Origin of the sequence: Mesorhizobium sp. M0938, from assembly GCF_040319125.1 — a bacterium.
Lineage (GTDB): Bacteria > Pseudomonadota > Alphaproteobacteria > Rhizobiales > Rhizobiaceae > Mesorhizobium > Mesorhizobium robiniae.
The window spans coordinates 210,238-234,424 of the sequence record NZ_JAMYNS010000010.1 but is presented as its reverse complement, the minus strand read 5'-3'; the positions used below and the strand labels follow the sequence as shown (position 1 = coordinate 234,424).

Sequence of the window (24,187 nt, the reverse complement as noted above, 5' to 3'; positions counted from 1 at the left end):
AGCTTGACCTTGCCTTCACGAGATTTCGCTATCCCGCTTGCGAGGCGTGGAGCGATCCAGTCACCGCGCTAACAGCCAACCGGCGACACGCCCACGCAGCCTCTGGGGAAGCTGACATGCCGCTCCCAGAAGGCCGGAGATATTTGCTGCCCTTGGTAACCGTTTGACGCCACCGTGGCGGTGCTTTTGTCACCGCGGTGTAACAGCGAGATGCCCTACGAACGCGCGCATCGGGCATCACACCAGACGTTCGTGCTTAGAGGTGCTGAGGCGGAAAGTGGCGCCGCCGGCGCGTTCCGATCGGCGACACGGAAGGCAGAAAACCACCCTGAGCTGCCTACACGTCGGATAGCAAGCGTCAGGCTTTCACCATCTAGCAGCGGCGAGCGAGCCTCAGTTCTTCGGCCGCGGGGGCTCCAGGATCAGCCATTTGATGATGCCCATAGCCGGGAGCACCCAGAGCATGCCGCTGAGCAGGAAGAACAGGAAATGCGCCCACGGTCCTGATTCCGCCAGTTGGGCAACCGCCACGATCGATGCGACGAGCGCATAGACGATGACTAGCGCCACCAGCAGGATTGTTCCGATCAGCTTCTTCAGGCGAATGGGCATTCCGCGATCCCGTTGATCCCTATCGCTTAGGCCCAACAAAAGAGACGCGCAACCCGCAAGAAGCGGCGCGACGGCGTGCCGCGTTATCCGGTCTTGCCAGTTGGATTGCGATGGTTCACCTATCCGCGACTGCAACCAGCCGGGACAAGCCTATGGCTGCCATATCAGCTGCCGCGCCTTTCGTGGCCCGCGACCGCGACCTGCGCAACCGGGCGCTGGTGCGCGGCTGGCTCTACGTCGTGCTTCTGGTGCTGTTTGTACTGGTGCTGGTCGGCGGCGCCACTAGGCTCACCGAATCCGGCCTGTCGATCACCGAATGGAAGCCGATCCACGGCATTGTCCCGCCGCTCAATGACGCCGAATGGCAGGAGGAGTTTCAGCGCTACCAGCAGATTCCGCAATATGCCGAGCTCAACAAGGGCATGAGCATCGAAGCGTTCAAGTCGATCTTCTGGTGGGAATGGGTGCACCGGACCCTGGCGCGCGGTGTCGGCCTGGTGTTTGCCGTGCCGCTGGTGTTTTTCTGGGCGACACGCCGCATCGAGCGCGGCCTGGGGCCGAAACTATTAGGCATTCTTCTTCTCGGCGGCCTGCAGGGCGCGATCGGCTGGTGGATGGTGGCATCCGGGCTGGTTGACCGGGTCTCCGTCAGCCAGTACCGGCTGGCAACGCATCTGACGCTCGCCGCGCTGATCTTCACCGCGACCATGGTGGTGGCGCGAGGACTCGCGCCGCATTCCGGGCCCGCCGCCGATCGTTCGACGCGACGTCTGGCCGGCTTCCTGGTGCTACTGGCGCTGATCCAGATCTATCTAGGCGGGCTTGTCGCCGGGCTCGACGCCGGCCTGAGCTACAACACCTGGCCGCTGATGGACGGCAAGCTCATCCCCGGCGATCTGCTGATCTTGGAGCCGGCCTGGCGCAACTTCTTCGAGAGTCCGAAGACGGTTCAGTTCGTCCATCGGCTCGGCGCCTACGCGATGTCAGTCGCAGCACTTTGGCACTTGATCGCGACGCATCGCCGCCAGCCTGAAACGACGCATGCGCGCCGCGCAACGCTGCTGTTTCTGCTGGTGCTGGCACAGGCCTCGATCGGCATCGGCACGCTGCTGATGCACGTGCCGCTGCACATGGCACTGACGCATCAGGCATTCGCGCTTGTCCTGCTGGGTTTTGCCGCAGCGCACTGGCGCGGCACCAAGGGCGCCTATCCGCTGCCCAACCAGATCGCCGTCAGAGGCTGAGCCGCACCGTCCTGATCGCCGTAACAATGGATAATTCGCGGCCTTCCTCGATCGCGTTGCGGTCTTCATGATGCCATGACGCCGACAGGCAGCCATAGGCGATGGCGTGATCCAGAATGGCGGGCGGCGCTTGGCCGAGCGTTCTGGCGAAGATCTCGGCCATATGGGCGATCCGCAGGGGATCGCGGCAAAGATCGTCGCGGTCGAGCGGGTTGTAGAACATGTTGGCCGCATCGAAGCCGGGGTCGCCGAGAACGCCCTTGGGGTCGATCGCCAGCCAGCCGCGCGGTCCCTGCATGATGTTGTCGTGATGCAGGTCACCATGCAGCGGCAGCACGTCGGCAGGATCGGCCAACAGCCGTTCCGCGGTCGCAGCCGCTTCGACGTAGAGACTCCTTTCGCCGGCGTCGCGATCGATCTTCGCCTTCTTGAACAGGCTGGAAAACCGTGCCCGCAGCGGCTGAAGATCGGGCGGGGCAGGATGGTCGGATGGCGAGAACAGTCTTGCCATCAGTTCGGCCGCGATTGCGGTGGCGGCATTGTCTCCCTGCTCGGCGAGAACCTGTGACAGCAAGGTTTCGCCGGCATATTCGAGCAGCATGCAGTGGCCGTCGCGGCCGAGCAGCCGCACCGCGCCTTCGCCGCGCCGCCAGGCAAGGAAATGCTCGCCGCGCAGCTCGTCCTCGACGTCGTCGAAAGGTTTCAGCGCCTTGACAATCGCCAGCGATCCGTCGGCGCGAAAAACCTTCCAGATGCGGCTGCTGAAGGTTTCGGCGATCAGTTCTGGCGCCTCGACCTTCCAGTGCGTTGGAAATACCGGAGCGTCCATTCAGTGTTTGAGGCCGAGCATCAGATCCATGTTCTGCACGGCGGCACCCGAGGCGCCCTTGCCGAGATTGTCGTAGACGGCGAGCAGCAGCGCCTGGGCCCGATCGTCATTGGCGAAGACGTAGACCTTCATCCGGTTGGTGCCGTTGTAGATTTCGGGATCGATCTCCGGCATGCGCTCCAGATGCGCATAGGGCGCCACCTCGACCACGCCGCCTTCGATGGCGGCAAAATGGTCGGCAATCGCCGCATGAAGCTCGGCGCCGGTCGGCACATAGTCGAGGCCGCCGAGCTGCAGCGGCACCACCGTGATCATGCCTTGCGCGAAATTGCCGACCGCCGGCTGCATGATCGGATCATGCGACAGCTTCGCATAGGTCCTGAGCTCCGGCACATGCTTGTGCTGCAGGGTCAGCCCATAGGGCAGGAATTCCGACGCATCCTCGCCCTTGGCGACATAGTCCTCGATCATCGGCCGCCCGCCGCCCGAATAGCCCGAAATGCCATTGACGGTGATTGGAAAATCCGGCGGCAGCAGCCCGACTGCCACCAGCGGCCTGAGCGTCGCGATCGGGCCTTGCGGCCAGCAGCCCGGATTTGCGACGCGCTTTGCCCCGGCGATTGTCTTCGCCTGATCCTTATCCATTTCGGCGAAACCATATTCCCAGCCTTCGGCCACGCGATGCGCAGTCGAGGCGTCGATGACCCTGGTGGTATCGTTGGTGATCAGCGAAACGCTTTCTTTTGCGGCTGCATCCGGCAGGCACAGGATTGCGACATCTGCGGCATTGAGGAACTCGGCTCTGGCTGCCGCTTCCTTGCGGCGCGCGGCCGGAATGGAGATGATCTCCAGATCGCCGCGCTCGGCAAGCAGCGCCCTGATCTGAAGACCAGTGGTGCCGTGTTCGCCGTCGATGAAGATTTTCGGTTTCATTGCCTGCCTGAATTCCCTGTTATTTCAAACCTATATGCCGCTTGCCTGATTCAATCCGGCAGCGGCGTGATTGCCGCTGTTCAGCTCCTCGAGCCGGGCCTTTCGTTCCGCGAGGAGCCCGAGATAGTGCATGGCCACGGTCGAGCCGGCAATTGCCGTTATATCGGCGTGATCATAGGCCGGCGCAACCTCCACGATATCGGCGCCGACGATATCGACCTGATTGATCTGGCGCAGCACCGACAGGATTTTTGCCGAGGAGGGCCCGCCGGCGACCGGCGTGCCGGTGCCGGGTGCGAAGGCCGGGTCCAGGCAATCGATGTCGAAGGTGACATAGGCCTTCTTGCCGCCGGTGCGGTCGACGATGGCATAGGCGATATCGGACGCGCGCATTTCCTCGACTTCGTGGCCATACAGGATCTTGATGCCGAAGGTATCAGGCGCATGGGTGCGGATGCCGATCTGGATCGAACGGTCGGGGTCGATGATTCCCTCCTTGACCGCGCGGCCGACGAAGGAACCGTGATCGATGCGCTTGCCGTCGTCCGGCCAGGTGTCCTGGTGAGCGTCGAATTGCACCAGGGCCAGTGGGCCGTGAATGGCGGCATGCGCCTTGAGCAGCGGCCAGGTGACGAAATGGTCGCCGCCGAGCGATAGCAGGAAGGCGCCGGATTTCAGGATCTTTGCCGCCTCGCGCTCGATCGTGCCTGGCGTCTTCTGGTGATTGCCGCTGTCGAGCAGGCAATCGCCATAGTCGACCACGGCGAGATGTTCGAACAGATCGCGCGAATACGGATATTGCGGATCGTTGTCGAGGATGGTCGAGGCGCGGCGGATCGCCTGCGGCCCGAAGCGCGCACCCGGCCGGTTGGTGACGGCGGCGTCGAAGGGGATGCCCCATACCACGGCTTCCGCGCCTTTCACGTCCTTCGTGTATTTGCGTCGCATGAACGACAGCGCGCCGGCATAGGTCGGCTCGAAGGACGCGCCCGTCTTGGCCCGGGCGGTGAAGGCGTGGTCGATGTTGCTGTTCGGCATGAAGCGATCTCCTGTGCGTCGACGCGCAACCTTATTGGACATAATTCTCAGAAATGCGACCCCTTCCGGGGCCAGGGCCACTCGAGCTTGGTCACAAGTTTTTGCTTGCCAGGCAAATCCGCATGGCAGGCCCAAAAATTGTGCAGTTGAGCATTCGAGATATCGAAGAACGGCCGCTTCAACCGGTATTGACCTGACCTTCCGGCATTTGCGAAGCCGGCTTCGTTCACTGGGCTGTCACGTGCGTCGCTTAACCGGGTCTCCATCCGGCACGGAGCGATTCTCATGCGAACGACCTGGCTGAACCTTCTGCTTTCCGCCGTCTTGGCGCTCTTTACGGGCTCGGCATCGGCAGACGAAACACGCGCCAGACAGATTCTCGACCGTTTTGAACACGCCAACCAGTGGCGCGACCACGTCATGGTGGCGGCACACCGCGCCGGCAGCATGCAGGCCCGCAAGACGCTCTATGCGGAGAACTCGATTGCCGCGGTCGAGGGTTCGATCGCGCTTGGTGCCGAAATCGTCGAAGTCGACGTCAGGCGCTCGAAGGACGGCCAGTTCGTCGTCATGCATGACAGCTGGCTCGACCGCACGACGAATTGCAAGGGCGAGGTGGTCAAGCGCACGCTGGCCGAGCTCAAAACCTGCAGGCTGGTGATCGAAGGCACCGGCGCCGTCACCGATGAGCCGGTTTCGACGCTGCGCGAGATGCTGATGGCGACCAAGGACAGGATCCTCATCAACATCGACAACAAGCTCGATGTCGACAGCCTGGCAGGCATGATCGCGGTTGCGCGCGACCTGGGCATGGCCGAGCAGGTGATCGTCAAGGAAAACCTGTGGAACCCGGCCAGGATCACCACGGTCAAGGCCGCCATGGGTGCGATCGGCAGCGGTTTCCAGTTCATGCCGATTATTGCCGACGACGCGGTTCGTGACGCCGGCTTCGCTGAGAAGGTCAGCGGGATCTTTTCGCCGCGCGCGGTCGAGATGATCAACTGGCGCGCGGGGTCGGAGACGCTGACCGATACCGGCGGGCCGTTGTTCAGCCCCCGCATGCGGGCGGCGGCGATAAGGGGCGACTGGCACATCTGGGCCAACACTTACGCCATCGTCAACAAGCCGGGCGGCTTCCTTGCCGGTGGTCGCGGCGACGAGTTGGCGGTGCTCGCCAGCCTGCCGCGCGAGACCTACGGTTTCTGGGCCGAGCGCGGCGCCACCATCATCCAGACCGACGAGCCGAAAGCGGCGATCGACTGGCTGGCGGCAAACGGCTACCGCGTGCCTTACCCCGATGAGGCGCGGCCGGCGGCGGAGCCGGCCAACACGGCAAGCATCAACTAAACTGGATCGAAGCGGGCAAGAGCTGCTTGGAGTCGCCAGCCGCCGTCAGGCAGCCATTGCCACCGCGTCCAGTTCCCTCACGGCCTCTTCGGACAGATCGAGTTCGGCTGCGGCAAGGTTCTCCCTGAGATGCGCGACGGACGAGGTGCCGGGAATCAGCAGGATATTGGGCGCGCGACGGAGCAGCCAGGCGAGCGCGACCTGCATGGGCGTGGCGCCCAGGCGCTCCGCGACGCCGGATAGCGTAGACGACTGCAGCGGGTTGAAGCCGCCGAGCGGAAAGAACGGCACGTAGGCGATGCCGTCGCGGGCAAGTTCGTCGATCAAGGCATCGTCGCTTCTGTGCGCCAGATTGTATTGGTTCTGCACGCAAACGATCTCGACCATCCGCCGTGCTTCTTTTATCTGTGCAGAGGTGGCGTTGCTCAACCCGATGTGACGCACCAGACCTTTTTGCTGCAGCCCGGCTAGCGCGGCGACCTGTTGCTCGATCGACCCTTCGGCGGGTCCATGCACATCGAATATGATCCTGAGATTGACAACGTCCAGCACGTCGAGCCCGAGATTGCGCAGATTGTCGTGCACGGCCTGGGTCAGCTCCTCTGGAGAGAAGGCCGGGAGCCACGCGGCATTGGCATCGCGGCGGGCGCCGATCTTGGTGACGATGGTGAGATCGTCGGGATATGGCGCCAGCGCTTCACGGATGAGCTGATTGGTGACGTGCGGGCCGTAAAAGTCGCTGGTGTCGATGTGATTCACGCCAAGCGCAACGGCTTCGCGCAGCACGGCCAGTGCTGCGTCGTGATCTTTGGGCGGGCCGAATACGCCGGGTCCTGCGAGCTGCATGGCGCCGTAGCCGAGCCGCTTCACGGTGCGGTCGCCGAGAGTGAATGCGCCTGATTTGTCGATGCTGGACATGGTCTATCTCCGTTCAAGATAAGGCTGAGATAGGCGCTATCCGATCTCACGATAATTGGGCACACTCCGCACGGGCTGTACGGAATATCGAACAATGAAGATGGATCTCGGAGATCTGAACGCTTTCGTGGCCGTCGCGCGGGCCAAGGGTTTTCGCGATGGTGCCCGCGCCAGCGGCGGCAGTGCGTCGGGCTTGAGCGAGGCGGTGCGCCGCCTCGAGACGCAACTCGGTGTCCGGCTGCTCAACCGGACGACGCGTAGCGTCGTTCTGACCGAAGCCGGCGAAGGCTTGCTGGCGCGGCTCGGTCCGGCCTTGACGGAGGTAGAGGCGGCGCTGGATGTGGTGAACGGCTTTCGCGATAGACCGGCGGGTTCGTTGCGTCTCAACGTGCCGGTTAGCGCAGCGCGGCTGGTGTTGCCCAGCATTGTTCCGCGCTTCCTTGCCGCCTATCCCGGTATTCGGCTGGAGGTGATCGCCGAGGAGAGCTTTGTCGACGTGGTGGCAGCAGGATGCGACGCCGGCATCCGCTATGACGAGCGGCTGGAGCAGGACATGATCGCTGTGCCGATCGGACCGCGCGTACAGCGCTTCGCCGCCGCCGCCAGCCCTGCCTACCTAGATCGCCATGGCCGTCCTGAACACCCGCGCGATCTGCTCCGCCATGCTTGCCTGCGCGGCCGCTTCGCCGGCCGAACGGTACCGCCATGGGAATTCGAACGCGATGGCGAGGTGGTGCTGGTCGACCCAACCGGGCCGCTCCTCGTGACCTTGGGTGGGGCGGCTGATCTCATCGTCGATGCCGCCATCGCCGGCACCGGCATCGTCTGCCTGTTCGAGGATTGGCTTCGCCCCTACTTCGAGAGCGGTGCGCTCGAACCCGTCATCGAACCGTGGTGGCAGAGCTTCTCCGGGCCATTTCTCTACTATCCCGGCCACCGCCTGGTGCCGGCTCCACTGCGCGCGTTCATCGACTTCATCAAGGTATCGGCTGATCGGTCTTGAACTTGGGTCAGGTTAGCCAAAAGAAAAGGCCGCCCGGAGGCGGCCTTTTCGAACGTATGAAGCTGCGTAGCGCTTAGCGCTTCGAGAACTGGAACGAGCGGCGGGCCTTCGCCTTGCCGTACTTCTTGCGCTCGACGACGCGGCTGTCGCGGGTCAGGAAGCCGCCCTTCTTGAGCACGGCGCGCAGCGCCGGCTCGTAGTAGGTCAGCGCCTTGGAGATACCGTGGCGTACGGCACCGGCCTGGCCGGAAAGGCCGCCGCCGATAACCGTGGCGACGATGTCGTACTGGCCGGCGCGATTGGCGGCGATGATCGGCTGGTTGAGGATCATCTGCAGGACCGGTCGCGCGAAATATTCGGCGAACACCTTGTCGTTGACGACGATCTTGCCGGAGCCGGGCTTCACCCAGACGCGCGCAATGGCGTTCTTGCGCTTGCCGGTGGCATAGGCACGGCCCGACTTGTCGAGCTTCTGGACATGGACGGGTGCAGCCGGCTGCGTGTTGGTGTTGCCGGTGGCAGTTCCGAGTTCTGCGAGCGAGGAAAGCTCAGCCATTTTACGAAACCTTCTTGTTCTTGGCGTTCAGCTTGGCCACGTCGAGCGTGACGGGCTGCTGGGCGACATGCGGATGTTCCGTGCCTGCATAGACGCGGAGATTCTTCATCTGGCGACGGCCGAGCGGCCCACGCGGGATCATGCGTTCGACGGCCTTCTCGACGACACGCTCGGGGAAACGGCCCTCGAGCAGCTGGCGCGCGGTGCGCTCCTTGATGCCGCCGGGGTGGCCGGTGTGCCAGTAATAGACCTTGTCGGTGAATTTCTTGCCGGTGAACACCACCTTGTCGGCATTGATGACGATGACATTGTCGCCGTCGTCGACATGCGGGGTAAAGGTGGGCTTGTGTTTGCCGCGAAGATGATTGGCGATGACAGTGGCGAGACGGCCGACGACGAGACCCTCGGCGTCGATCAGCACCCACTTCTTCACCACATCCGCAGGCTTCTGCGAAAAGGTTGTCATGGATTTGTTGCTTTCGGTTCGGACCTCCCCCCATTCACGAACGAAAAGGGAAGGCGTTTCTTGTTGCTTGGATTGACGCAGGGCGCTCGCCCGCCGCCAATAACAAAACGGCGGCCTTTGGTGGGCCGCTGTCCTGCGAGGGCTTATAGGCCAGAGGAATTAGCCAGTCAAGTTGCATTTCTGGCCACTTCAGAAGGATTACATTGCTAAATCAAAAGCTTAGAGGTGAGGTACTATTATACCGCACTTGAATCCGACAATTTGACTAGCGCCGTCCCGGAATAATCGCAGCCAGCAGCAGTTTGATGCCGACAGCGATCATGATCGCACCAGCCAGGCGTTCTTGCCAGACAAGAAAACCGGCGTTGCGTGCCAGCCAGCCGCCGACCGCGCCTGAGGCCAAGGCTACAGCTCCCAGGACCACAAGGCCCGTAGCCTTCATCGTGGCCCCGAGCACGATAAATTGCATCGCCGGCGATCCTGTGGAGGAATGGACGAACTGCGGCAGTACTGCGAGCATGAAAACCAGTGCGGTAGGGTTGGTCAGGTTGCAGATCATGCCTTGCCGAAAGGCACCTGCCAAACCTCCTTCCTTGGCTGTGACGATGCTGGTTGTTTCCGCTCCCTTGCGCATGAGCAAGAACTTCGTCCCGATTGCGATTAAGTACGCCGCTCCGAGCAGTTGCAGCAGGCCATACGCGACAGGCGAGGACGTGACCAGCGATGCAAGTCCCGTCGCCAGCAGTGGAATCTGGATCACGCCTGCGAAAACGCACCCGGTCGCAGTTGCCAGTGCTGCCCGCCAACCCTGCCCGATACCGCGGCTGATCACCAGAAGCATGTCCGGCCCCGGACCGGACAGTTGGTAGCCGAGCACAGCGACCAGGAATGCCAGATAGGTGGGAAGTTCGGGCATGTTTTTGCGGGCCTGATTGGACCTGCGAACGTGTTGTCGGACATTTCGTTCCGTTAGGGTCGTTTGGAACGAGCGGAAACACGTATCCGTCCTGCAAATCAGGCCTGCAATTGAAAGCTCTTCTTCGGCGGGATCGAATAGGTTCCCGTCGCGTGCGCTACCGTGTGTCCGTCCGGTCCGGCGATGATGTCGATATCGAACACCATCAGGCTTTTGCCCAGCTTTAGGATGCGGCAATGGCCGTCGATCGGGCCGGCCTCGGCTTTGCGGACAAAGTTGATATTGAGATTGGTGGTGACCGAAAGCGCGTCCGGCCCGGCATGTGAAAGCACGCAGACATAGCCGCCTATATCGGCCAGTGTGAACAGCGACGGGCCCGACACCGTTCCGCCAGGGCGCAAATGCCGCTCGTCGGCATTCAGGCGAACCGTGCAGCCGCCGGGAAACACGTCGATCGCCTCGTAGAAGGTGAACTGATCGTTGAGCTGCGGGTAGACAGTCTCCATCAGCGCGTTGACTTGCGCTGCGGTCAGCACCGGTTTGAGATTGTTTTGGGCAGGCATAAGCGGTTTCCTGTATGTGCGTCGGCATGGCCGGCGGTTTTCAAGGCGAGGGCGCTTGGCCGAGGCTGCGCCGCCGAGAAAACACGTCCCAAGGCTGTTCTTCAATCGGCAGCGTGCTAGTTCTTTTGTTCCATGGCTGGCGAATCCGATGCCGCTGGCCGATGAAGAGGTTGGAGACCATGGCCGAAATCGTCGCCATCAAGCCGGCTGTTGCCGAAGGCCCTGTTATCGCGAGAGTGGACGGGGGCATCCTGCGCCTGACGCTCGCCAATCCGCCGGCCAATGCCCTGTCGCTGGCGGTCATGGCGGCGCTGACGGCGGAACTCGACCGCGCGAAATCAGACAGATCCGTCCGCGTCATCATTCTGGCCGCGGCCGGAAAGGTGTTCTGCGCTGGGCACGACCTTAAGGAAATGACCGCGCGCCGCGCCGACGCCGATCGTGGCAAGGCATTCTTCGAGGAGACGTTTTCCGCTTGCGCGGCACTGATGCAGGCAATCGTGCGCCATCCCAGGCCTGTGATCGCCGAGGTCGACGGTCTGGCAACGGCGGCCGGGGCGCAACTGGTGGCGAGCTGCGATCTCGCCATCGCCTCGCATGAGGCGACCTTTTGCACGCCGGGCGTCAATATCGGCCTGTTCTGCTCGACGCCGATGGTGGCGCTATCGCGCAACGTCTCGCGCAAGCACGCGATGGAAATGCTTTTGACCGGCGAATCCATCGATGCAGCGACGGCCAAGGAATTCGGTCTCATCAATCGCGTCGTGCCGCGCGAATATCTGAATCAGATTGTCACCAAATATGCGCAAACCATTGCTGCCAAATCGTCTTTGGTGGTCAAGACCGGCAAGGAAGCCTTCTACGCGCAGGCCGAGATGGGACTGGCCGAGGCCTATGCGTACACCGGCCGAGTCATGGTCGACAACATGCTGGCACGCGACGCGGAAGAAGGCATCGGCGCCTTCATCGGCAAGCGCAAGCCCGAATGGACGGACGACTAGATATGGAAGCCCGCATCTCCATCGTCACCATCGCCGTCGACGATCTCGATCGCGCCACGCGCTTCTACGAGGCGATGGGCTTGACCCGCCATGCCGGCATCACCGACGGCGTCGCCTTTTTCCAGATGGGCGGCGTCATTCTGGGCCTGTTCCCGCGCGCAAGCGCCGAAGAGGATTCGGGCATCACCTTCGGCACGGCGCCGTCGGCGATCTACCTCGCCTACAACACCCGCTCGGATGCGGAAGTCGACGACGTGCTTGCCATGGCCGAAAAGGCCGGCGGTCGTATCGTCAAGCCGGCGGGCCGCGCCTTCTGGGGCGGCTGGTATGGCTATTTCGCTGACACGGAAGGGCATGTCTGGGAAGTGGCGCACAATCCGGCTTTTCCGATTGCGGAAGACGGCAGCATCTCGCTGCCGGGCTGACCGCGTTTTCTCCGGTGGCGTATCGCAAGCAACTGACGCGGCTGAAGGCGCCCTATCTCAAGCGCATTCTGATCGAGCCCAGCCGTGTCGCAGATTGGGAAAAATATCCCTGGAATCTGCCGATCTTCCGCAGCCACGATTTCGAACTCGAATTCACCACGCCCATCACCATCATCGTCGGCGAGAACGGCACCGGCAAATCGACGCTGCTCGAGGCGATCGGCGCGCTGGCTGGATACGATGAGGCCGGCGGCGGCAAGGGCTACATGCCCATCGACCACTCCCGCGCCATCGACAAGAGCGGCGCAGCTCTCGCCGCCACGCTGCGCGGCCATTGGCTGCCGAAAGTCACCGCCGGCTGGTTCTTTCGCGCCGAATCTTTTTACTCCGTGGCGCGCTACCTCGACCAGGCGGCGCTGGATGCGGGTGAAGCGCCGCCCGATTTCCTGTCCTGGTCGCACGGCGAGGGCTTCATCCGCTTCTTCGAGGAGCGCTGCCGCAGGCAAGGCATCTACATCCTCGACGAGCCCGAAAGCGCTTTGTCGCCGACGCGTCAGATCGAGCTTCTGAAGGTACTGCGGCGGATGGATCTATCAGGTACGGCGCAAGTGATCATGGCGACGCATTCGCCGCTGCTGATGGCGTGTCCCGGCGCGCGGCTGTTCCGCATCAGCCGGTTCGGCCTCGACCCGACCGATTTCCATGACACCGATCATTTCCGCATGATGCGCAGTTTCTGCAACGATCCGGATGGTTTTCTCGCCGAAGCTCTGTATGAGGACGAGGCATGAACCACGACGCCTACGACAATGCCTATATCGCCGGCATCCTCAATTCGGTGAAGACCATCGCCATGGTCGGCGCGTCGCCAAACGACGTGCGGCCGAGCTATTTCGTACTGAAATATCTTCTCGCCAAGGGTTTTTCAGTGCTCCCGATCAATCCGGGCCATGCCGGCAAGGAAATCCTCGGCCGAACAGTCTATGCTAGGCTTGCCGATCTCCCCGAGCCCGTCGACATGGTCGACATCTTTCGCGCTTCCGCAGCGGTGCCGGGCGTCATCGACGAGGTCTTGCGGCTCGATCCCTTGCCGAGAGTCATCTGGATGCAGCTTGGCGTGCGCCACGACGAGGCGGCCGCGCGCGCCGAGGCCGCCGGCATCAAGGTGGTGATGAACCGCTGCCCCAAGATCGAATATGGCAAGCTGTCGGGCGAGATTGGCTGGACCGGCGTCAACTCCGGGGTCTTGTCGTCGAAGAAGCCGATCATGCGGTCGGGGTTCCAGAGCTTCGGCGTTCGCCCGAAGTAGAAAGGAAATTCCCTGGGCCGGTGAATTTTCTCGCGCCTGGGTCATAGATCGCGAGCCGAAGGGTATTTTCTTCTTTGCATTCACGGCTGGGCTTCGCCAAGAATGCCCGGCGATTTCTGAAAGTTTAAAAAGGGAGGTTTTCGATGACCCGTACGCCCGGTTTCAATACGCTCGCTGTCCATGCCGGCGCCAAGCCCGATCCGGCGACGGGGGCGCGGGCGACGCCAATCTACCAGACCACCTCCTATGTCTTCGACGATGCCGATCATGCCGCCTCGCTGTTCGGGCTAAAAGCCTTCGGCAACATCTATACCCGGATCATGAACCCTACCCAGGCGGTGTTGGAAGAGCGCATCGCGGCACTCGAAGGCGGGACGGCAGCGCTGGCCGTCGCGTCTGGCCATGCCGCGCAGGTGCTGGTGTTCCACAATCTGATGCAGCCCGGCGACAATTTCATCGCCGCGACAAGGCTTTATGGCGGCTCGATCAACCAGTTCGGCCACGCCTTCAAGAATTTCAACTGGCAGGTGCGCTGGGCCGACACCAACGACATCTCGACTTTCGAAAGCCAGATCGACGACAAGACCAAGGCGATCTTCATCGAGAGCCTGGCCAATCCGGGCGGCGTCTTCGTCGACATCGAGAAGATCGGCGACATCGCCCGCAAGCACGGCCTGCCGCTGATCGTCGACAACACGCTGGCCTCGCCCTATCTGGTACGGCCGATCGAGCATGGCGCCGATATTGTCGTGCATTCGCTGACCAAGTTCATCGGCGGCCACGGCAATTCGATCGGTGGCGCTATTATCGATGGCGGCACTTTCGACTGGTCGAAATCAGGCAAATATCCGATGCTGTCGGAGCCGCGCCCCGAATATGGCGGCCTCGTCCTGCATGAGACCTTCGGCAATTTCGCTTTCGCCATTGCCGCGCGCGTGCTTGGCCTGCGCGATATCGGCCCGGCGATCTCGCCCTTCAATGCGTTCCTGATCCTGACCGGGCTGGAAACCCTGCCGCTTCGCATGCAGCGTCACTGTGACAATGCAGTGAAGGTCGCCGGCTGGCTGTCCGATCACCCCAAGGTTGCCTGGGTGAATTATCCTGGCCTACCGAGCGACAAGAACAATGCCCTGCAGAAGAAATACTCGCCGCTTGGCGCCGGTGCCGTGTTCACCTTCGGCCTGAAGGGCGGCTATGCCGCGGGCATCAAATTCGTTGAAGCGCTCGAACTGTTCTCGCACCTCGCCAATGTCGGCGACACCAAGTCGCTGGTCATCCACCCGGCATCGACCACGCACCGCCAGTTGTCCGACGAGCAGAAGGTCGTGGCCGGGGCGGGACCGGACACGGTCAGACTCTCGGTCGGCATCGAGGATGTCGAAGACATCATCGCCGATCTGGAACAAGCCCTGGCCAAGGTCTGAATGGCCATGACTGCGCCGAAATTTCTCTCCGTCGATGTCGAAAGTGTCGAACCGGAACTTGGCGCGCCGGCGCCGGATCGTCTGATCTCGGGCGATCCGAAGTTCCGCACCTGGAACGTCGAGGAACGCGACGGCGGGCTCTATGCCGGCATTTGGGAGGCGACACCGGGCAGGTGGCGCATTGAATACGACGAGTGGGAGTTCTGTCACATCCTGTCCGGCGTCTCGGTGATATCAGAAGAAGGCGGCGAGGCGCGCACCGTCAAAGCCGGCGACAGTTTCGTGCTCAGGCCGGGCTTCAGGGGAAGTTGGGAAGTGCTTGAAACGACTCGCAAGGAGTATGTAATCAAGCTTTGATCACTTGCATGGCGCTTCACAAAAGCCGATCGACATCACTGTCGGAAAATCCGTATTCGGCCATCATGTCCCGGTGCCAGGGAGTTCCCAGCAAATCGCCCAGGCATGAATCGATGCGCTGGCGCAGGATCGCATTGTCTTTGGCGAGAGCGAAAGCGCCGGCGGCTGGCTGTTTTTCGGCTGCCGGAACGTCGATGACCGCAAGAGGCGCGTCGGGACGCTGAGCCAGATAGCCTCGGTGCGCCATGGCGACACTCGCATAGGCATGAACTGCACCGGACGCGACCGCGTCTGCCGCGCCTGCTTGCGTGGCGAATATCCTTATCCGCTCCGGCGGAACGCCGTTTTGCAAGGCTGTTTGATGTTGGATCTGGCCCGATATGACGGCGATCAGCGCTGTCTCATCTCCGGCGATGGATCGATAGCCTTTGAATCCACGCGGATTGCCCTTCGGGACCAGCAACCCGTCCTGCAACACCCAGATCGGTCGCGTGAAGTCGACGGATTTTTTGCGTTCGTCCGAAATGAACAGACCGGTGGTCATGTCCCACTCGCCTTTGGCCAGTCCGGGAAAGCAGTTTGGCGAATTCGGTCTCGATGGGCGAAAAGACCTCTAGCCCCAACGCTTCGCAGACCTTCTGCGCGAGCCTGACGTCGCAGCCGAAGACATCTCCGGAAGCGTCGGTGAAGCAGAAAGGAGGTTCCTGCAAAAAAGCGAATTTCATCTTTTCGGGCATGCGATCCAGCCTCGGGCCTGCTGTTTTCAAAAGTGCACGACGAGCTTTTCCAGCCCGTGGAAATGATAGCTGTCGCGGAAGCGCGGCTGTTCGACAAGATGCAGCCGCGGTAGGCGGTCGAACAGGGTTTTCAGCGACACCTGCAATTCGAGCCGGGCGAGCGGCGCGCCGATGCAGAAATGGAGGCCGGCGCCGAACGAGACGTTCTTTTGATCCGTGCGTCCGGATTTGAAGGCGGGGGGCTCGGCAAAAGCCAGCGGATCGTGATTGGCCATGCCGAGCAACAGGCCGATCGTCTCGCCCGGTCGCACGAGGATATCTGGAGCGACCTCGATCTCCTGATAGGCGTAGCGGGTGAACATGTGCAGCGGCGCGTCGAAGCGCAGGCATTCCTCGACCGTGGCTGCGGTCGCTTCCGGCGAAGTGAAGAAGCGGCGCGGGTCACCGCATCGCGCGAGGATCGAGCGCACCGCGTTGCCTGTCTGGTGAACCGTCGCCTCGTGCCCGGCGTTGAGCAGCAGGATAGCCGAGGATACCAGCTCGTCCTCGGAGAGTTTTTGGCCATCGTCCTGCGCCGAGATCAGCAGCGACAACAGATCGTCGCCAGGAGTTTTGCGGCGCTCGGCGACATAGCCGCGTAGAAAATCCGAAAAATCCCGCGCGGCGCGATTGGCCGTCTCTTCCGTTTCGCGTGTGCGGCCATGCATGTACATGGCGACCATATGATGCGACCAGTCGAGCAGTTGCGGCCCCATCTCAACCGGCACGCCGAGCATTTCGGCGATGATGGTGATCGGCAACGGCGACGCAAAGGCCGGCAGCAAGTCGACCTGGTCCGGTTCGAAACGGTCGATCAACTCGTTGGCGAGCGCCTCGACACGCGGCCTGAGACGCTCGACCTGACGCGAGACGAAGGCGCGGTTGACCAACGTTCTAAGCCTGGTGTGCACGGGCGGTTCCAGCTCCAGCATCGAATTCGCCTCGATGCCGTCGAAGGCGCTGAGATGCGTGCGGTCCTGGTCGGTCCTGCTTCTATCGGGGATGCCGGCCGGGTTCTGACGACCGAAGCGGCGGTCACGCAGCAGCCGGTTGACGTCGTCAAAGCCGCCGAAGCACCAAAAACCGAACTCTTCCCAGAAGAAGGCGTTCGTTTCGCGATGCATGAAGGCATAGGCCTCGTAAGGGTTTTGGAAAAAAGCCGGCTCATGTGGATCGAGCCGCAACTGGCGGGTAGAGGGATCGAAGGCAAGATACGCCGGCATCAATTTGGTCATGGCAGACAATTAACGCGGCTTGCCAGCTTGGTGCCAGTCCGTATGTTGCGCGCGACAGCCCAATGAGTTGAGCCAGCCGGTGCGGCTGCGGAAAGACTGACTTGATGAATGTGATCGTGGTTGGTGCAGGCATTGCGGGGCTTTCGACGGCATGGTCGCTGGTCAAGGCCGGGCACCGGGTTTCGATCGTCGAGCAGGGACCTATTCCCAATCCGCTTGCCGCCTCGGGCGACCATCACCGCATCATCCGCCGCGCTTATGGTGCAGCGGCGGGCTATGGCCGCCTTATCACCGAAGCCTATGAGGCCTGGGACGAGATGTGGGCCGATCTCGGCGAAAACCATCTCGATCCGCGCGGCTTCATCTGCATTTCGCGCGACGAGGGTGACGACGCCGAGCAGATGCGCGACGGGCTGGCGGCCGGCGATTTTCCCTTCGAGATGATCGAGCCGGGCGAGGCCGTTGCGCGCTGGCCGTTCCTCGAGAGCGGAAGTTTTCGCTACGCTTTCTTCTCGCCGGAGGGCGGCGCACTGCATTGCCGCAAGATCGCGGCGGGGCTCGCCAAATGGTTGCGGGCCAACGGCGTCAATGTCTACGAAAACAGCAAGGTGACGAAGATCGACGCCGAGGCCGGTCACATCGTGTTTGAAAGCGGCGAGACGATGCAGGCCGACCGCATCCTCGTCACATCAGGCGCTTGGGTGCTGAAACTGTTTCCGGAACTGGACGGCGAACTGAAAACCTGGCGCAACGCGCTCGCCTATGTCGAACCGCCGGCCGATCTGAAAGCGGCGTGGCAGGCTGCCCCGGTCATCCTCGATGTCGGCGGTACTGTCGACGGCTATGTTATCCCACCGTCAGGCGGCGCCGGCATGAAGTTCGGTTCTGGCCTGCACAAGGTGCCGACCAGCGACGCCGACTGGAACCGTGAGCCGGTGCTGGGCGAGGGCGAAGCGATCCGCAATCTGTTCTCGCCGCCGATCGCCCGCATCGAGGAGTATGGGGTGACCGAGGTGGTGACCTGCGCCTACACCTTCACCGCCGACAAGAAATTCCTGGCGCATGAAAAGGGCAAATGCCTTGTTGTCTCGGCCTGCTCCGGCCATGGTTACAAATTCGGCGCAGCGGTCGGCAGGCGCATAGCGGCCGCCGTCGGCGACGGTGATATCGCGGGCTTGAAGACATGGCTAAGGGCAGAGGTGGCCTGAGCTAATACCTGCAATGCTTTGGGATATGCGCCCGCCGCCAACTGGTCGAGCCTTCCTGCACCATCACGCGGCGCGCCACCCTCTGGTATGATGGCGCGATCTCAGTGATGTGCCGCCGCTCCGGTCGCACCAGCACTTCACGGGCAACGCTCTCATATTCGGCTGGGAGGACAACCCGTCGGGTGCGCTCGGGTTCGACGACGACTGTTTCGGCGACGCGCGCGTAGCGGGCCTTGCGCCAGACCTTGCACAGCACCTTACGGCCGTGGATGATGCGCCATTCCCACGCATAGCCGCCATCATCCATCTTGACCTTATGGTAGACGGTACGGGTGATAGCTGGCACGACCTCGTATGTGACGCGGGGCGGTGCGATCTGCTCGACGCGCTCAACCGTGCCATAAATCGGCGGGTCGTAGTCGACCACCTGGCCGCCGGGGCTGACCAGCACGTTTTCATAGACGGTATCGTAGACGGCCGGCCTGTTGACTTGCTCGTAGCATTCGACCGCGCGCCCACCGGCAGCCGTTTCGGACACCATACCGAAAACGGCAAGGTTGGCGATGGCCAAGGAAGCAGTTTTCCTGATCATGGCACTCCCCTGTTGAACCTTCAGTAAAGCTCAACGTTGAATTGTAGGGGAAGCCGCATCGCGGGAAAGCAGTTTCGAGATATTTCGTTAAGCGACGCGGTTAAGAAACTGCTACGCGGCCGCGCCGCCTCAAGAGCAGCAGAACGCTTCCGGCGTAGCTGCGGGCGAATCCTGTGCAGAAAGCTTGATTCGACTTAACCGGATGGCTAGGAGGGGCGGCCTTGCGCTAGGGTGAGCCGACATCCTATTTACAGGACAACGATCCAGAACCGATTCTGCCCGACTTTCTAATCCCCCGGCGCCGGAATCCCATCCTCAATAAGGGATAGTCCATGAAGAACCCCGTCGAAACCTACATGAACCTCGTTCCGATGGTGGTCGAACAGACCAATCGCGGCGAGCGGGCCTACGACATTTTCTCGCGGCTCCTGAAAGAGCGCATCATTTTCATCACCGGTCCGGTCGAGGACGGCATGGCGACGCTGGTCTGCGCGCAGCTCCTGTTCCTCGAGGCGGAGAATCCGAAGAAGGAAATCAACCTCTACATCAATTCCCCCGGTGGCGTCGTCACCTCGGGTATGGCGATCTACGACACCATGCAGTTCATCAAGCCGGCGGTGGCGACGCTGTGCATCGGCCAGGCGGCCTCGATGGGCTCGCTGCTTCTCACCGCAGGCGAGAAGGGCATGCGCTTCGCCACGCCGAACGCCCGCATCATGGTCCACCAGCCTTCCGGTGGCTTCCAGGGCCAGGCTTCCGACATCGAGCGCCACGCCCAGGACATCATCAAGCTGAAGCGTCGTCTCAACGAGGTCTATGTCAAGCACACCGGCAAGAGCTATGACGAGATTGAAAAGACGCTCGACCGTGACCACTTCATGACCGCCGACGAGGCGAAGGATTTCGGCCTCATCGACAAGGTCATTTCGTCGCGCGAGCCGGTCGAAGGTGTTGCCACATAAGCCGGGTGGCAGTTGGATGGCGGGAAAACACAGTTTTGATGCCGCTTGCGGCATTTCGGCCACAATTGGCTGTTCCCTCGACGGGAGCAATTGCCTACGTTAAGCCTATGTTGATTTTCGACGGCTTAGCTTTGTGCGGGATTGGTGCGAATCATTGCGACGTTTTCTGATATGTGTTTCGTATGGAATGCGTTGCGGGAGCCGGAACACTGGCGGCGGCGAATTCCCGCGATAGATTGAATATGCGCCCTTTCAACCAGACCATCGGCGGGCGGCTATGAAAGGACATGAAAATGAGCAAGGTCGGCAACAACGGCGGTGATTCCAAGAACACGCTCTATTGCTCGTTTTGCGGCAAAAGCCAGCACGAGGTGCGCAAGCTGATCGCCGGCCCGACGGTGTTCATCTGCGACGAATGCGTCGAGCTCTGCATGGACATCATCCGCGAGGAGAACAAGACCTCGATGGTGAAGTCGCGCGAGGGCGTGCCGACCCCGCAGGAGATCCTCAAGGTTCTCGACGATTACGTCATCGGCCAACCCTACGCCAAGCGCGTGCTGTCGGTGGCCGTCCACAACCATTACAAGCGCCTTGCGCATGCCGGCAAGAACAACGACGTCGAACTGGCGAAGTCCAACATCTTGCTGATCGGCCCGACCGGTTGCGGCAAGACGCTGCTTGCGCAGACGCTGGCCCGCATCATCGACGTGCCCTTCACCATGGCCGATGCGACGACGCTGACCGAGGCCGGCTATGTCGGCGAGGATGTCGAGAACATCATCCTGAAGCTGTTGCAGTCGGCCGACTACAATGTCGAGCGCGCCCAGCGCGGCATCGTCTACATCGACGAGATCGACAAGATCTCGCGCAAGTCGGACAATCCTTCGATCACCCGCGACGTGTCGGGCGAGGGCGTTCAGCAGGCGCTGTTGAAGATCATGGAAGGCACGGTCGCCTCCGTGCCGCCGCAGGGCGGCAGGAAGCATCCGCAGCAGGAGTTCTTGCAGGTCGACACCGCCAACATCCTGTTCATCTGCGGCGGCGCCTTCGCCGGCCTGGACAAGATCATCTCGGATCGCGGCCGCAAGACCTCGATCGGCTTCGGCGCCACCGTCGCTTCGCCCGAGGATCGCCGCACCGGCGACGTTTTCCGCCTAGTCGAGCCTGAGGATCTGTTGAAGTTTGGCCTCATTCCCGAATTCGTCGGCCGCCTGCCTGTCCTGGCGACGCTGGAGGACCTCGACGAGCCGGCGCTGATCCAGATTCTGACCGAGCCGAAGAACGCGCTGGTCAAGCAGTATCAGCGGCTGTTCGAGATGGAGAATGTCGACCTGACCTTCCATGAGAATGCGCTGTCGGCGATCGCCAAGCGCGCCATAGAGCGCAAGACCGGCGCGCGCGGCCTGCGCTCGATCATGGAAGCGATCCTGCTCGACACGATGTTCGAGCTGCCGGCGCTGGAAGGCGTGCGCGAAGTGGTTATTTCGGAAGAGGTGGTGTCCGGCAACGCCAGACCGCTCTACATCTATTCCGAGCAGAAGGAAAAGAAGGGCAACGTCAGCGCCTGACGTGAGCCGGCAATGGACTTTATTTTGAAACGGCGCCGCGAGGCGCCGTTTTGCCGTTGCGGATGTGCCAACTTGTGATGAACGGATTGTGACAGATTGGATGAATGGATTGTGACAGACCGGATGAGCGGTTTGGCCCTTGATCTTTGCCCCCCGGGCCTCCAACTAACTGAGGAAGGCCGGGGTGCCGAATTCTGTGCTGTAAAACTCCCGTCACAAACGGTGGTAGGCGGAACGATCCTCGGTCGTTAATATGAGATTCGCGGTTGGCCGATTGGCGGTCGCGACATGAAAGGTTGGACAATGGCCAAAATATCCAAGGCTCCCAGCGACGGCGTCTTCGCAGTCCTCCCACTGCGCGACATCGTGGTGTTCCCGCACATGATCGTTCCGCTCTTTGTCGGGCGTGAAAAGTCGATCAAGGCGCTGGAAGAGGTGATGGGTCAGGAAAAGCAGATCCTGCTTGCGACCCAGATGAATGCCGCCGACGACGATCCCGAGTCCGATGCCATCTTCGACATCGGCACGCTCGCCAATGTGCTGCAGTTGCTGAAGCTGCCGGACGGCACCGTCAAGGTGCTGGTCGAAGGCGCCTCGCGCGCGAAAATCGTCTCCTTCACCGACCGTCCCGACTTCCACGAGGCCCGTGCCGCAGCGCTGGTCGAACCGGAGGAGGAAGAGGTCGAGGTCGAGGCGCTGGCCCGTTCGGTCGTCACCGACTTCGAGAACTACGTCAAGCTGAACAAGAAGATCTCGCCCGAAGTGGTGGGTGCCGCCAGCCAGATCGACGACTATTCCAAGCTCGCCGATACGGTTGCCTCGCACCTTGCCATCAAAATCCCCGAGAAGCAGGAGATGCTGGCCACGCTTTCGGTCAAGGAGCGGCTGGAAAAGGCGATGGGCTTCATGGAAGCCGAAATCTCCGTCCTGCAGGTCGAGAAGCGCATCCGTTCGCGCGTCAAGCGCCAGATGGAGAAGACCCAGCGCGAATACTACCTCAACGAGCAGATGAAGGCGATCCAGAAGGAGCTCGGCGAGGGCGAGGATGGCCGCGACGAGGCCGCCGAGATCGAGGCGCGCATCAAGAAGACTAAGCTCTCCAAGGAGGCCCGCGAAAAGGCGGAAGCCGAACTGAAGAAGCTGCGGACGATGTCGCCGATGTCGGCTGAATCGACCGTCGTGCGCAACTATCTTGACTGGATCCTGTCGATACCGTGGGGCAAGAACTCCAAGGTCAAGCATGATCTGGCCTTCGCGCAGAACGTGCTCGATACCGATCATTTCGGCCTCGACAAGGTCAAGGACCGCATCGTCGAGTATCTCGCCGTACAGAGCCGCCAGAAGAAGCTGAAGGGGCCGATCTTGTGCCTCGTCGGACCTCCCGGCGTCGGCAAGACCTCGCTCGGCAAGTCGATCGCCAAGGCGACCGGCCGCGAGTTCATCCGCATGGCGCTGGGCGGCGTGCGCGACGAGGCCGAAATCCGCGGTCACCGGCGCACCTATATCGGCTCGATGCCCGGCAAGGTTATCCAGTCGATGAAGAAGGCGAAGAAGTCCAACCCGCTCTTCCTGCTCGACGAGATCGACAAGATGGGCCAGGATTTCCGCGGCGATCCGTCGTCGGCTTTGCTCGAGGTGCTCGATCCCGAGCAGAACTCGACGTTCATGGACCATTATCTCGAGGTTGAATACGACCTGTCGAGCGTGATGTTCGTGACGACGGCGAACACGTTGAACATCCCTGCGCCGTTGATGGACCGCATGGAGATCATCCGTATCGCCGGCTACACCGAGGACGAGAAGATCGAGATCGCCAAGCGCCACCTGATGCCCAAGGTGATCCGCGATCATGCGCTGCAGCCGAAGGAGTTCTCCGTCGGCGAGGACGCGATCCGCGGCATCATCCAGACCTACACTCGCGAAGCTGGCGTCCGGAGCCTGGAGCGCGAGCTGATGAAGCTCGGCCGCAAGGCAGTGACCGAGATCTTGAAGACGAAGAAGAAGACGATCACCATCACGGCGGACAATCTCGCCGATTATCTTGGTGTTCCGCGCTTCCGCTTCGGTCAGGTCGAGGCCGACGATCAGGTCGGTGTCGTCACCGGCCTCGCCTGGACGGAAGTCGGCGGCGAGCTGCTGACGATCGAAGGCGTCATGATGCCCGGCAAGGGCCGCATGACGGTGACCGGCAATCTGCGCGACGTGATGAAGGAATCGATCTCGGCGGCGGCCTCCTATGTCCGCTCGCGGGCCATCGATTTCGGCGTCGAGCCGCCGCTGTTTGACAAGCGCGACATCCACGTCCACGTGCCCGAGGGCGCAACGCCCAAGGACGGACCATCGGCGGGTGTGGCGATGGCGACGGCGATCGTCTCGGTGCTGACCGGCATCCCGGTCAGGGCCGATGTGGCGATGACCGGCGAGATCACGCTGCGCGGCAGGGTGCTGCCGATCGGTGGGCTCAAGGAAAAGCTGCTTGCAGCACTTCGCGGCGGCATCAAGAAGGTGCTGATCCCGGAAGACAACGCCAAGGATCTGGCGGAGATTCCGGACAACGTGAAGAACAATATGGAGATCGTTCCGGTCTCACGGGTCGGCGAAGTCTTGCGCCATGCGCTGGTGCGTATGCCGGAGCCGATCGAGTGGGTCGAGCCGGTCAATGCGCCGGCTGCGGTGGATGCCGGAGACGACGCCAGCAAGTCGCTGGCCCATTAGCACTTACTAAAGTTGCAATGCACAAACGGAGAGCCGGGCCTTGAGCCCGGCTTTTTCATGTGAAAAACCCCGGAATTCCGGGCTTTTTTCGATTTTTTTCACGCTTTTCGACTTGGTTGCAGGGACGCTTCTTTCTAAAGTCCGTTTCCTGCCGGATGAGTCGTACGTTTCCGGTTTTCTCATGGAAGGG

The 24,187-nt window shown here is 61.8% G+C and carries 25 protein-coding genes; 13 read left to right on the top strand and 12 right to left on the bottom strand.

The window, feature by feature from the left end; all coding sequences use genetic code 11:
• Positions 1-393 precede the first annotated feature (393 nt).
• On the bottom strand, positions 394-612 hold the full coding sequence (locus NKH73_RS19740; RefSeq protein ID WP_023798362.1) for a DUF2842 domain-containing protein: 219 nt from the start codon (positions 610-612) through the stop codon (positions 394-396).
• A gap of 152 nt (positions 613-764) precedes the next feature.
• Between NKH73_RS19740 and NKH73_RS19735 the strand changes: the two genes are divergently transcribed.
• On the top strand, positions 765-1,856 hold the full coding sequence (locus tag NKH73_RS19735) for a COX15/CtaA family protein (protein ID WP_352935048.1): 1,092 nt from the start codon (positions 765-767) through the stop codon (positions 1,854-1,856).
• Here NKH73_RS19735 and NKH73_RS19730 read toward each other — a convergent pair.
• The 3 genes from NKH73_RS19730 to speB are packed head-to-tail and all read right to left on the bottom strand — an operon-like array spanning position 1,846 to position 4,656.
• Entirely contained in the window at positions 1,846-2,685 is an 840-nt protein-coding gene (locus NKH73_RS19730; protein WP_352935045.1) for an aminoglycoside phosphotransferase family protein, read from the bottom strand. The genes NKH73_RS19735 and NKH73_RS19730 overlap by 11 nt on opposite strands.
• The gene (gene argC, locus NKH73_RS19725) at positions 2,686-3,618 is read right to left on the bottom strand and encodes an N-acetyl-gamma-glutamyl-phosphate reductase (protein ID WP_352935042.1); all 933 of its coding nucleotides are present in this window, start codon (positions 3,616-3,618) and stop codon (positions 2,686-2,688) included.
• Between the two features lie 30 nt (positions 3,619-3,648).
• Complete coding sequence (gene speB / locus NKH73_RS19720) at positions 3,649-4,656, bottom strand: agmatinase (RefSeq protein WP_352935039.1); 1,008 nt, start codon at positions 4,654-4,656, stop codon at positions 3,649-3,651.
• Positions 4,657-4,941: 285 nt separating this feature from the next.
• Here speB and NKH73_RS19715 point away from each other — a divergent pair, with 285 nt between their 5' ends.
• Complete coding sequence (locus NKH73_RS19715; RefSeq protein ID WP_352935036.1) at positions 4,942-6,003, top strand: glycerophosphodiester phosphodiesterase family protein; 1,062 nt, start codon at positions 4,942-4,944, stop codon at positions 6,001-6,003.
• A 45-nt stretch (positions 6,004-6,048) separates the two neighbouring features.
• Here the strand turns inward: NKH73_RS19715 and NKH73_RS19710 are convergent, their stop codons facing one another.
• Positions 6,049-6,921, bottom strand: coding sequence for an aldo/keto reductase family oxidoreductase (locus tag NKH73_RS19710; RefSeq protein ID WP_352935033.1), 873 nt, complete (start codon positions 6,919-6,921; stop codon positions 6,049-6,051).
• 94 nt (positions 6,922-7,015) lie between these two features.
• On the opposite strand from NKH73_RS19710, the gene NKH73_RS19705 reads away from it, so the two are divergent.
• Positions 7,016-7,924 (top strand): LysR family transcriptional regulator, encoded by a 909-nt coding sequence (locus NKH73_RS19705; RefSeq protein WP_352935030.1) that lies wholly within the window; start codon positions 7,016-7,018, stop codon positions 7,922-7,924.
• Between the two features lie 73 nt (positions 7,925-7,997).
• On the opposite strand, the gene rpsI is transcribed toward NKH73_RS19705, so the two are convergent.
• From rpsI to NKH73_RS19685, 4 genes are all read right to left on the bottom strand, one after another.
• Complete coding sequence (gene rpsI, locus NKH73_RS19700; RefSeq protein ID WP_023717316.1) at positions 7,998-8,480, bottom strand: 30S ribosomal protein S9; 483 nt, start codon at positions 8,478-8,480, stop codon at positions 7,998-8,000.
• Between the two features lies 1 nt (position 8,481).
• Positions 8,482-8,946: a 50S ribosomal protein L13 gene (gene rplM, locus NKH73_RS19695; RefSeq protein ID WP_091591498.1), complete on the bottom strand. Its 465-nt coding sequence runs from the start codon at positions 8,944-8,946 to the stop codon at positions 8,482-8,484.
• A 265-nt stretch (positions 8,947-9,211) separates the two neighbouring features.
• The gene (locus NKH73_RS19690) at positions 9,212-9,862 is read right to left on the bottom strand and encodes a LysE family translocator (RefSeq protein ID WP_352935026.1); all 651 of its coding nucleotides are present in this window, start codon (positions 9,860-9,862) and stop codon (positions 9,212-9,214) included.
• Between the two features lie 98 nt (positions 9,863-9,960).
• Positions 9,961-10,425 (bottom strand): PaaI family thioesterase, encoded by a 465-nt coding sequence (locus NKH73_RS19685; protein WP_352935023.1) that lies wholly within the window; start codon positions 10,423-10,425, stop codon positions 9,961-9,963.
• A gap of 179 nt (positions 10,426-10,604) precedes the next feature.
• Here NKH73_RS19685 and NKH73_RS19680 point away from each other — a divergent pair, with 179 nt between their 5' ends.
• The 6 genes from NKH73_RS19680 to NKH73_RS19655 all read left to right on the top strand — a co-directional run bounded on the left by NKH73_RS19680 (position 10,605) and on the right by NKH73_RS19655 (position 14,941).
• The gene (locus NKH73_RS19680) at positions 10,605-11,426 is read left to right on the top strand and encodes an enoyl-CoA hydratase (RefSeq protein ID WP_352935020.1); all 822 of its coding nucleotides are present in this window, start codon (positions 10,605-10,607) and stop codon (positions 11,424-11,426) included.
• 2 nt (positions 11,427-11,428) lie between these two features.
• The gene (locus NKH73_RS19675; RefSeq protein WP_352935134.1) at positions 11,429-11,851 is read left to right on the top strand and encodes a VOC family protein; all 423 of its coding nucleotides are present in this window, start codon (positions 11,429-11,431) and stop codon (positions 11,849-11,851) included.
• A gap of 14 nt (positions 11,852-11,865) precedes the next feature.
• The gene (locus tag NKH73_RS19670) at positions 11,866-12,642 is read left to right on the top strand and encodes an AAA family ATPase (protein WP_352935017.1); all 777 of its coding nucleotides are present in this window, start codon (positions 11,866-11,868) and stop codon (positions 12,640-12,642) included.
• Positions 12,639-13,160, top strand: a complete 522-nt coding sequence (locus tag NKH73_RS19665; protein WP_352935014.1) for a CoA-binding protein — start codon at positions 12,639-12,641, stop codon at positions 13,158-13,160. Before NKH73_RS19670 ends, NKH73_RS19665 begins: the two co-directional genes overlap by 4 nt.
• A 143-nt stretch (positions 13,161-13,303) precedes the next feature.
• Positions 13,304-14,584: an O-acetylhomoserine aminocarboxypropyltransferase gene (locus NKH73_RS19660; protein WP_352935011.1), complete on the top strand. Its 1,281-nt coding sequence runs from the start codon at positions 13,304-13,306 to the stop codon at positions 14,582-14,584.
• 6 nt (positions 14,585-14,590) lie between these two features.
• Complete coding sequence (locus NKH73_RS19655; RefSeq protein WP_502893995.1) at positions 14,591-14,941, top strand: cupin domain-containing protein; 351 nt, start codon at positions 14,591-14,593, stop codon at positions 14,939-14,941.
• A 16-nt stretch (positions 14,942-14,957) separates the two neighbouring features.
• Here the strand turns inward: NKH73_RS19655 and NKH73_RS19650 are convergent, their stop codons facing one another.
• Positions 14,958-15,485 (bottom strand): transporter substrate-binding domain-containing protein, encoded by a 528-nt coding sequence (locus NKH73_RS19650; protein ID WP_352935005.1) that lies wholly within the window; start codon positions 15,483-15,485, stop codon positions 14,958-14,960.
• Between the two features lie 219 nt (positions 15,486-15,704).
• Entirely contained in the window at positions 15,705-16,952 is a 1,248-nt protein-coding gene (locus NKH73_RS19645) for a cytochrome P450 (RefSeq protein ID WP_352935002.1), read from the bottom strand.
• Positions 16,953-17,056: 104 nt separating this feature from the next.
• Between NKH73_RS19645 and NKH73_RS19640 the strand changes: the two genes are divergently transcribed.
• Entirely contained in the window at positions 17,057-18,160 is a 1,104-nt protein-coding gene (locus NKH73_RS19640; RefSeq protein WP_352935131.1) for an NAD(P)/FAD-dependent oxidoreductase, read from the top strand.
• Position 18,161: 1 nt separating this feature from the next.
• Here NKH73_RS19640 and NKH73_RS19635 read toward each other — a convergent pair whose 3' ends face one another.
• The gene (locus NKH73_RS19635) at positions 18,162-18,752 is read right to left on the bottom strand and encodes a hypothetical protein (protein WP_352934999.1); all 591 of its coding nucleotides are present in this window, start codon (positions 18,750-18,752) and stop codon (positions 18,162-18,164) included.
• 332 nt (positions 18,753-19,084) lie between these two features.
• On the opposite strand from NKH73_RS19635, the gene clpP reads away from it, so the two are divergent.
• From clpP to lon, 3 genes are all read left to right on the top strand, one after another.
• Complete coding sequence (clpP, locus tag NKH73_RS19630; RefSeq protein ID WP_337125698.1) at positions 19,085-19,714, top strand: ATP-dependent Clp endopeptidase proteolytic subunit ClpP; 630 nt, start codon at positions 19,085-19,087, stop codon at positions 19,712-19,714.
• 293 nt (positions 19,715-20,007) lie between these two features.
• Positions 20,008-21,282: an ATP-dependent Clp protease ATP-binding subunit ClpX gene (gene clpX / locus NKH73_RS19625; RefSeq protein ID WP_029353486.1), complete on the top strand. Its 1,275-nt coding sequence runs from the start codon at positions 20,008-20,010 to the stop codon at positions 21,280-21,282.
• A 303-nt stretch (positions 21,283-21,585) separates the two neighbouring features.
• On the top strand, positions 21,586-23,997 hold the full coding sequence (gene lon, locus NKH73_RS19620) for an endopeptidase La (RefSeq protein WP_352934995.1): 2,412 nt from the start codon (positions 21,586-21,588) through the stop codon (positions 23,995-23,997).
• The last annotated feature ends 190 nt before the right edge of the window (positions 23,998-24,187 follow it).

Coding starts and splice junctions, on each gene's coding strand:
- speB (WP_352935039.1), bottom strand. CDS start 4,656: ATGCCGAACAGCAACATCGACCACGCCTTCACCGCCCGGGCCAAGACG.
- clpP (WP_337125698.1), top strand. CDS start 19,085: ATGAAGAACCCCGTCGAAACCTACATGAACCTCGTTCCGATGGTGGTC.
- lon (WP_352934995.1), top strand. CDS start 21,586: ATGGCCAAAATATCCAAGGCTCCCAGCGACGGCGTCTTCGCAGTCCTC.
- argC (WP_352935042.1), bottom strand. CDS start 3,618: ATGAAACCGAAAATCTTCATCGACGGCGAACACGGCACCACTGGTCTT.
- rpsI (WP_023717316.1), bottom strand. CDS start 8,480: ATGGCTGAGCTTTCCTCGCTCGCAGAACTCGGAACTGCCACCGGCAAC.
- NKH73_RS19685 (WP_352935023.1), bottom strand. CDS start 10,425: ATGCCTGCCCAAAACAATCTCAAACCGGTGCTGACCGCAGCGCAAGTC.
- NKH73_RS19650 (WP_352935005.1), bottom strand. CDS start 15,485: ATGACCACCGGTCTGTTCATTTCGGACGAACGCAAAAAATCCGTCGAC.
- NKH73_RS19730 (WP_352935045.1), bottom strand. CDS start 2,685: ATGGACGCTCCGGTATTTCCAACGCACTGGAAGGTCGAGGCGCCAGAA.
- NKH73_RS19640 (WP_352935131.1), top strand. CDS start 17,057: ATGAATGTGATCGTGGTTGGTGCAGGCATTGCGGGGCTTTCGACGGCA.
- NKH73_RS19705 (WP_352935030.1), top strand. CDS start 7,016: ATGAAGATGGATCTCGGAGATCTGAACGCTTTCGTGGCCGTCGCGCGG.
- NKH73_RS19635 (WP_352934999.1), bottom strand. CDS start 18,752: ATGATCAGGAAAACTGCTTCCTTGGCCATCGCCAACCTTGCCGTTTTC.
- NKH73_RS19680 (WP_352935020.1), top strand. CDS start 10,605: ATGGCCGAAATCGTCGCCATCAAGCCGGCTGTTGCCGAAGGCCCTGTT.
- NKH73_RS19675 (WP_352935134.1), top strand. CDS start 11,429: ATGGAAGCCCGCATCTCCATCGTCACCATCGCCGTCGACGATCTCGAT.
- NKH73_RS19715 (WP_352935036.1), top strand. CDS start 4,942: ATGCGAACGACCTGGCTGAACCTTCTGCTTTCCGCCGTCTTGGCGCTC.
- NKH73_RS19740 (WP_023798362.1), bottom strand. CDS start 612: ATGCCCATTCGCCTGAAGAAGCTGATCGGAACAATCCTGCTGGTGGCG.
- rplM (WP_091591498.1), bottom strand. CDS start 8,946: ATGACAACCTTTTCGCAGAAGCCTGCGGATGTGGTGAAGAAGTGGGTG.
- NKH73_RS19710 (WP_352935033.1), bottom strand. CDS start 6,921: ATGTCCAGCATCGACAAATCAGGCGCATTCACTCTCGGCGACCGCACC.
- NKH73_RS19665 (WP_352935014.1), top strand. CDS start 12,639: ATGAACCACGACGCCTACGACAATGCCTATATCGCCGGCATCCTCAAT.
- NKH73_RS19690 (WP_352935026.1), bottom strand. CDS start 9,862: ATGCCCGAACTTCCCACCTATCTGGCATTCCTGGTCGCTGTGCTCGGC.
- NKH73_RS19735 (WP_352935048.1), top strand. CDS start 765: ATGGCTGCCATATCAGCTGCCGCGCCTTTCGTGGCCCGCGACCGCGAC.
- NKH73_RS19655 (WP_502893995.1), top strand. CDS start 14,591: ATGACTGCGCCGAAATTTCTCTCCGTCGATGTCGAAAGTGTCGAACCG.
- NKH73_RS19645 (WP_352935002.1), bottom strand. CDS start 16,952: ATGACCAAATTGATGCCGGCGTATCTTGCCTTCGATCCCTCTACCCGC.
- NKH73_RS19660 (WP_352935011.1), top strand. CDS start 13,304: ATGACCCGTACGCCCGGTTTCAATACGCTCGCTGTCCATGCCGGCGCC.
- clpX (WP_029353486.1), top strand. CDS start 20,008: ATGAGCAAGGTCGGCAACAACGGCGGTGATTCCAAGAACACGCTCTAT.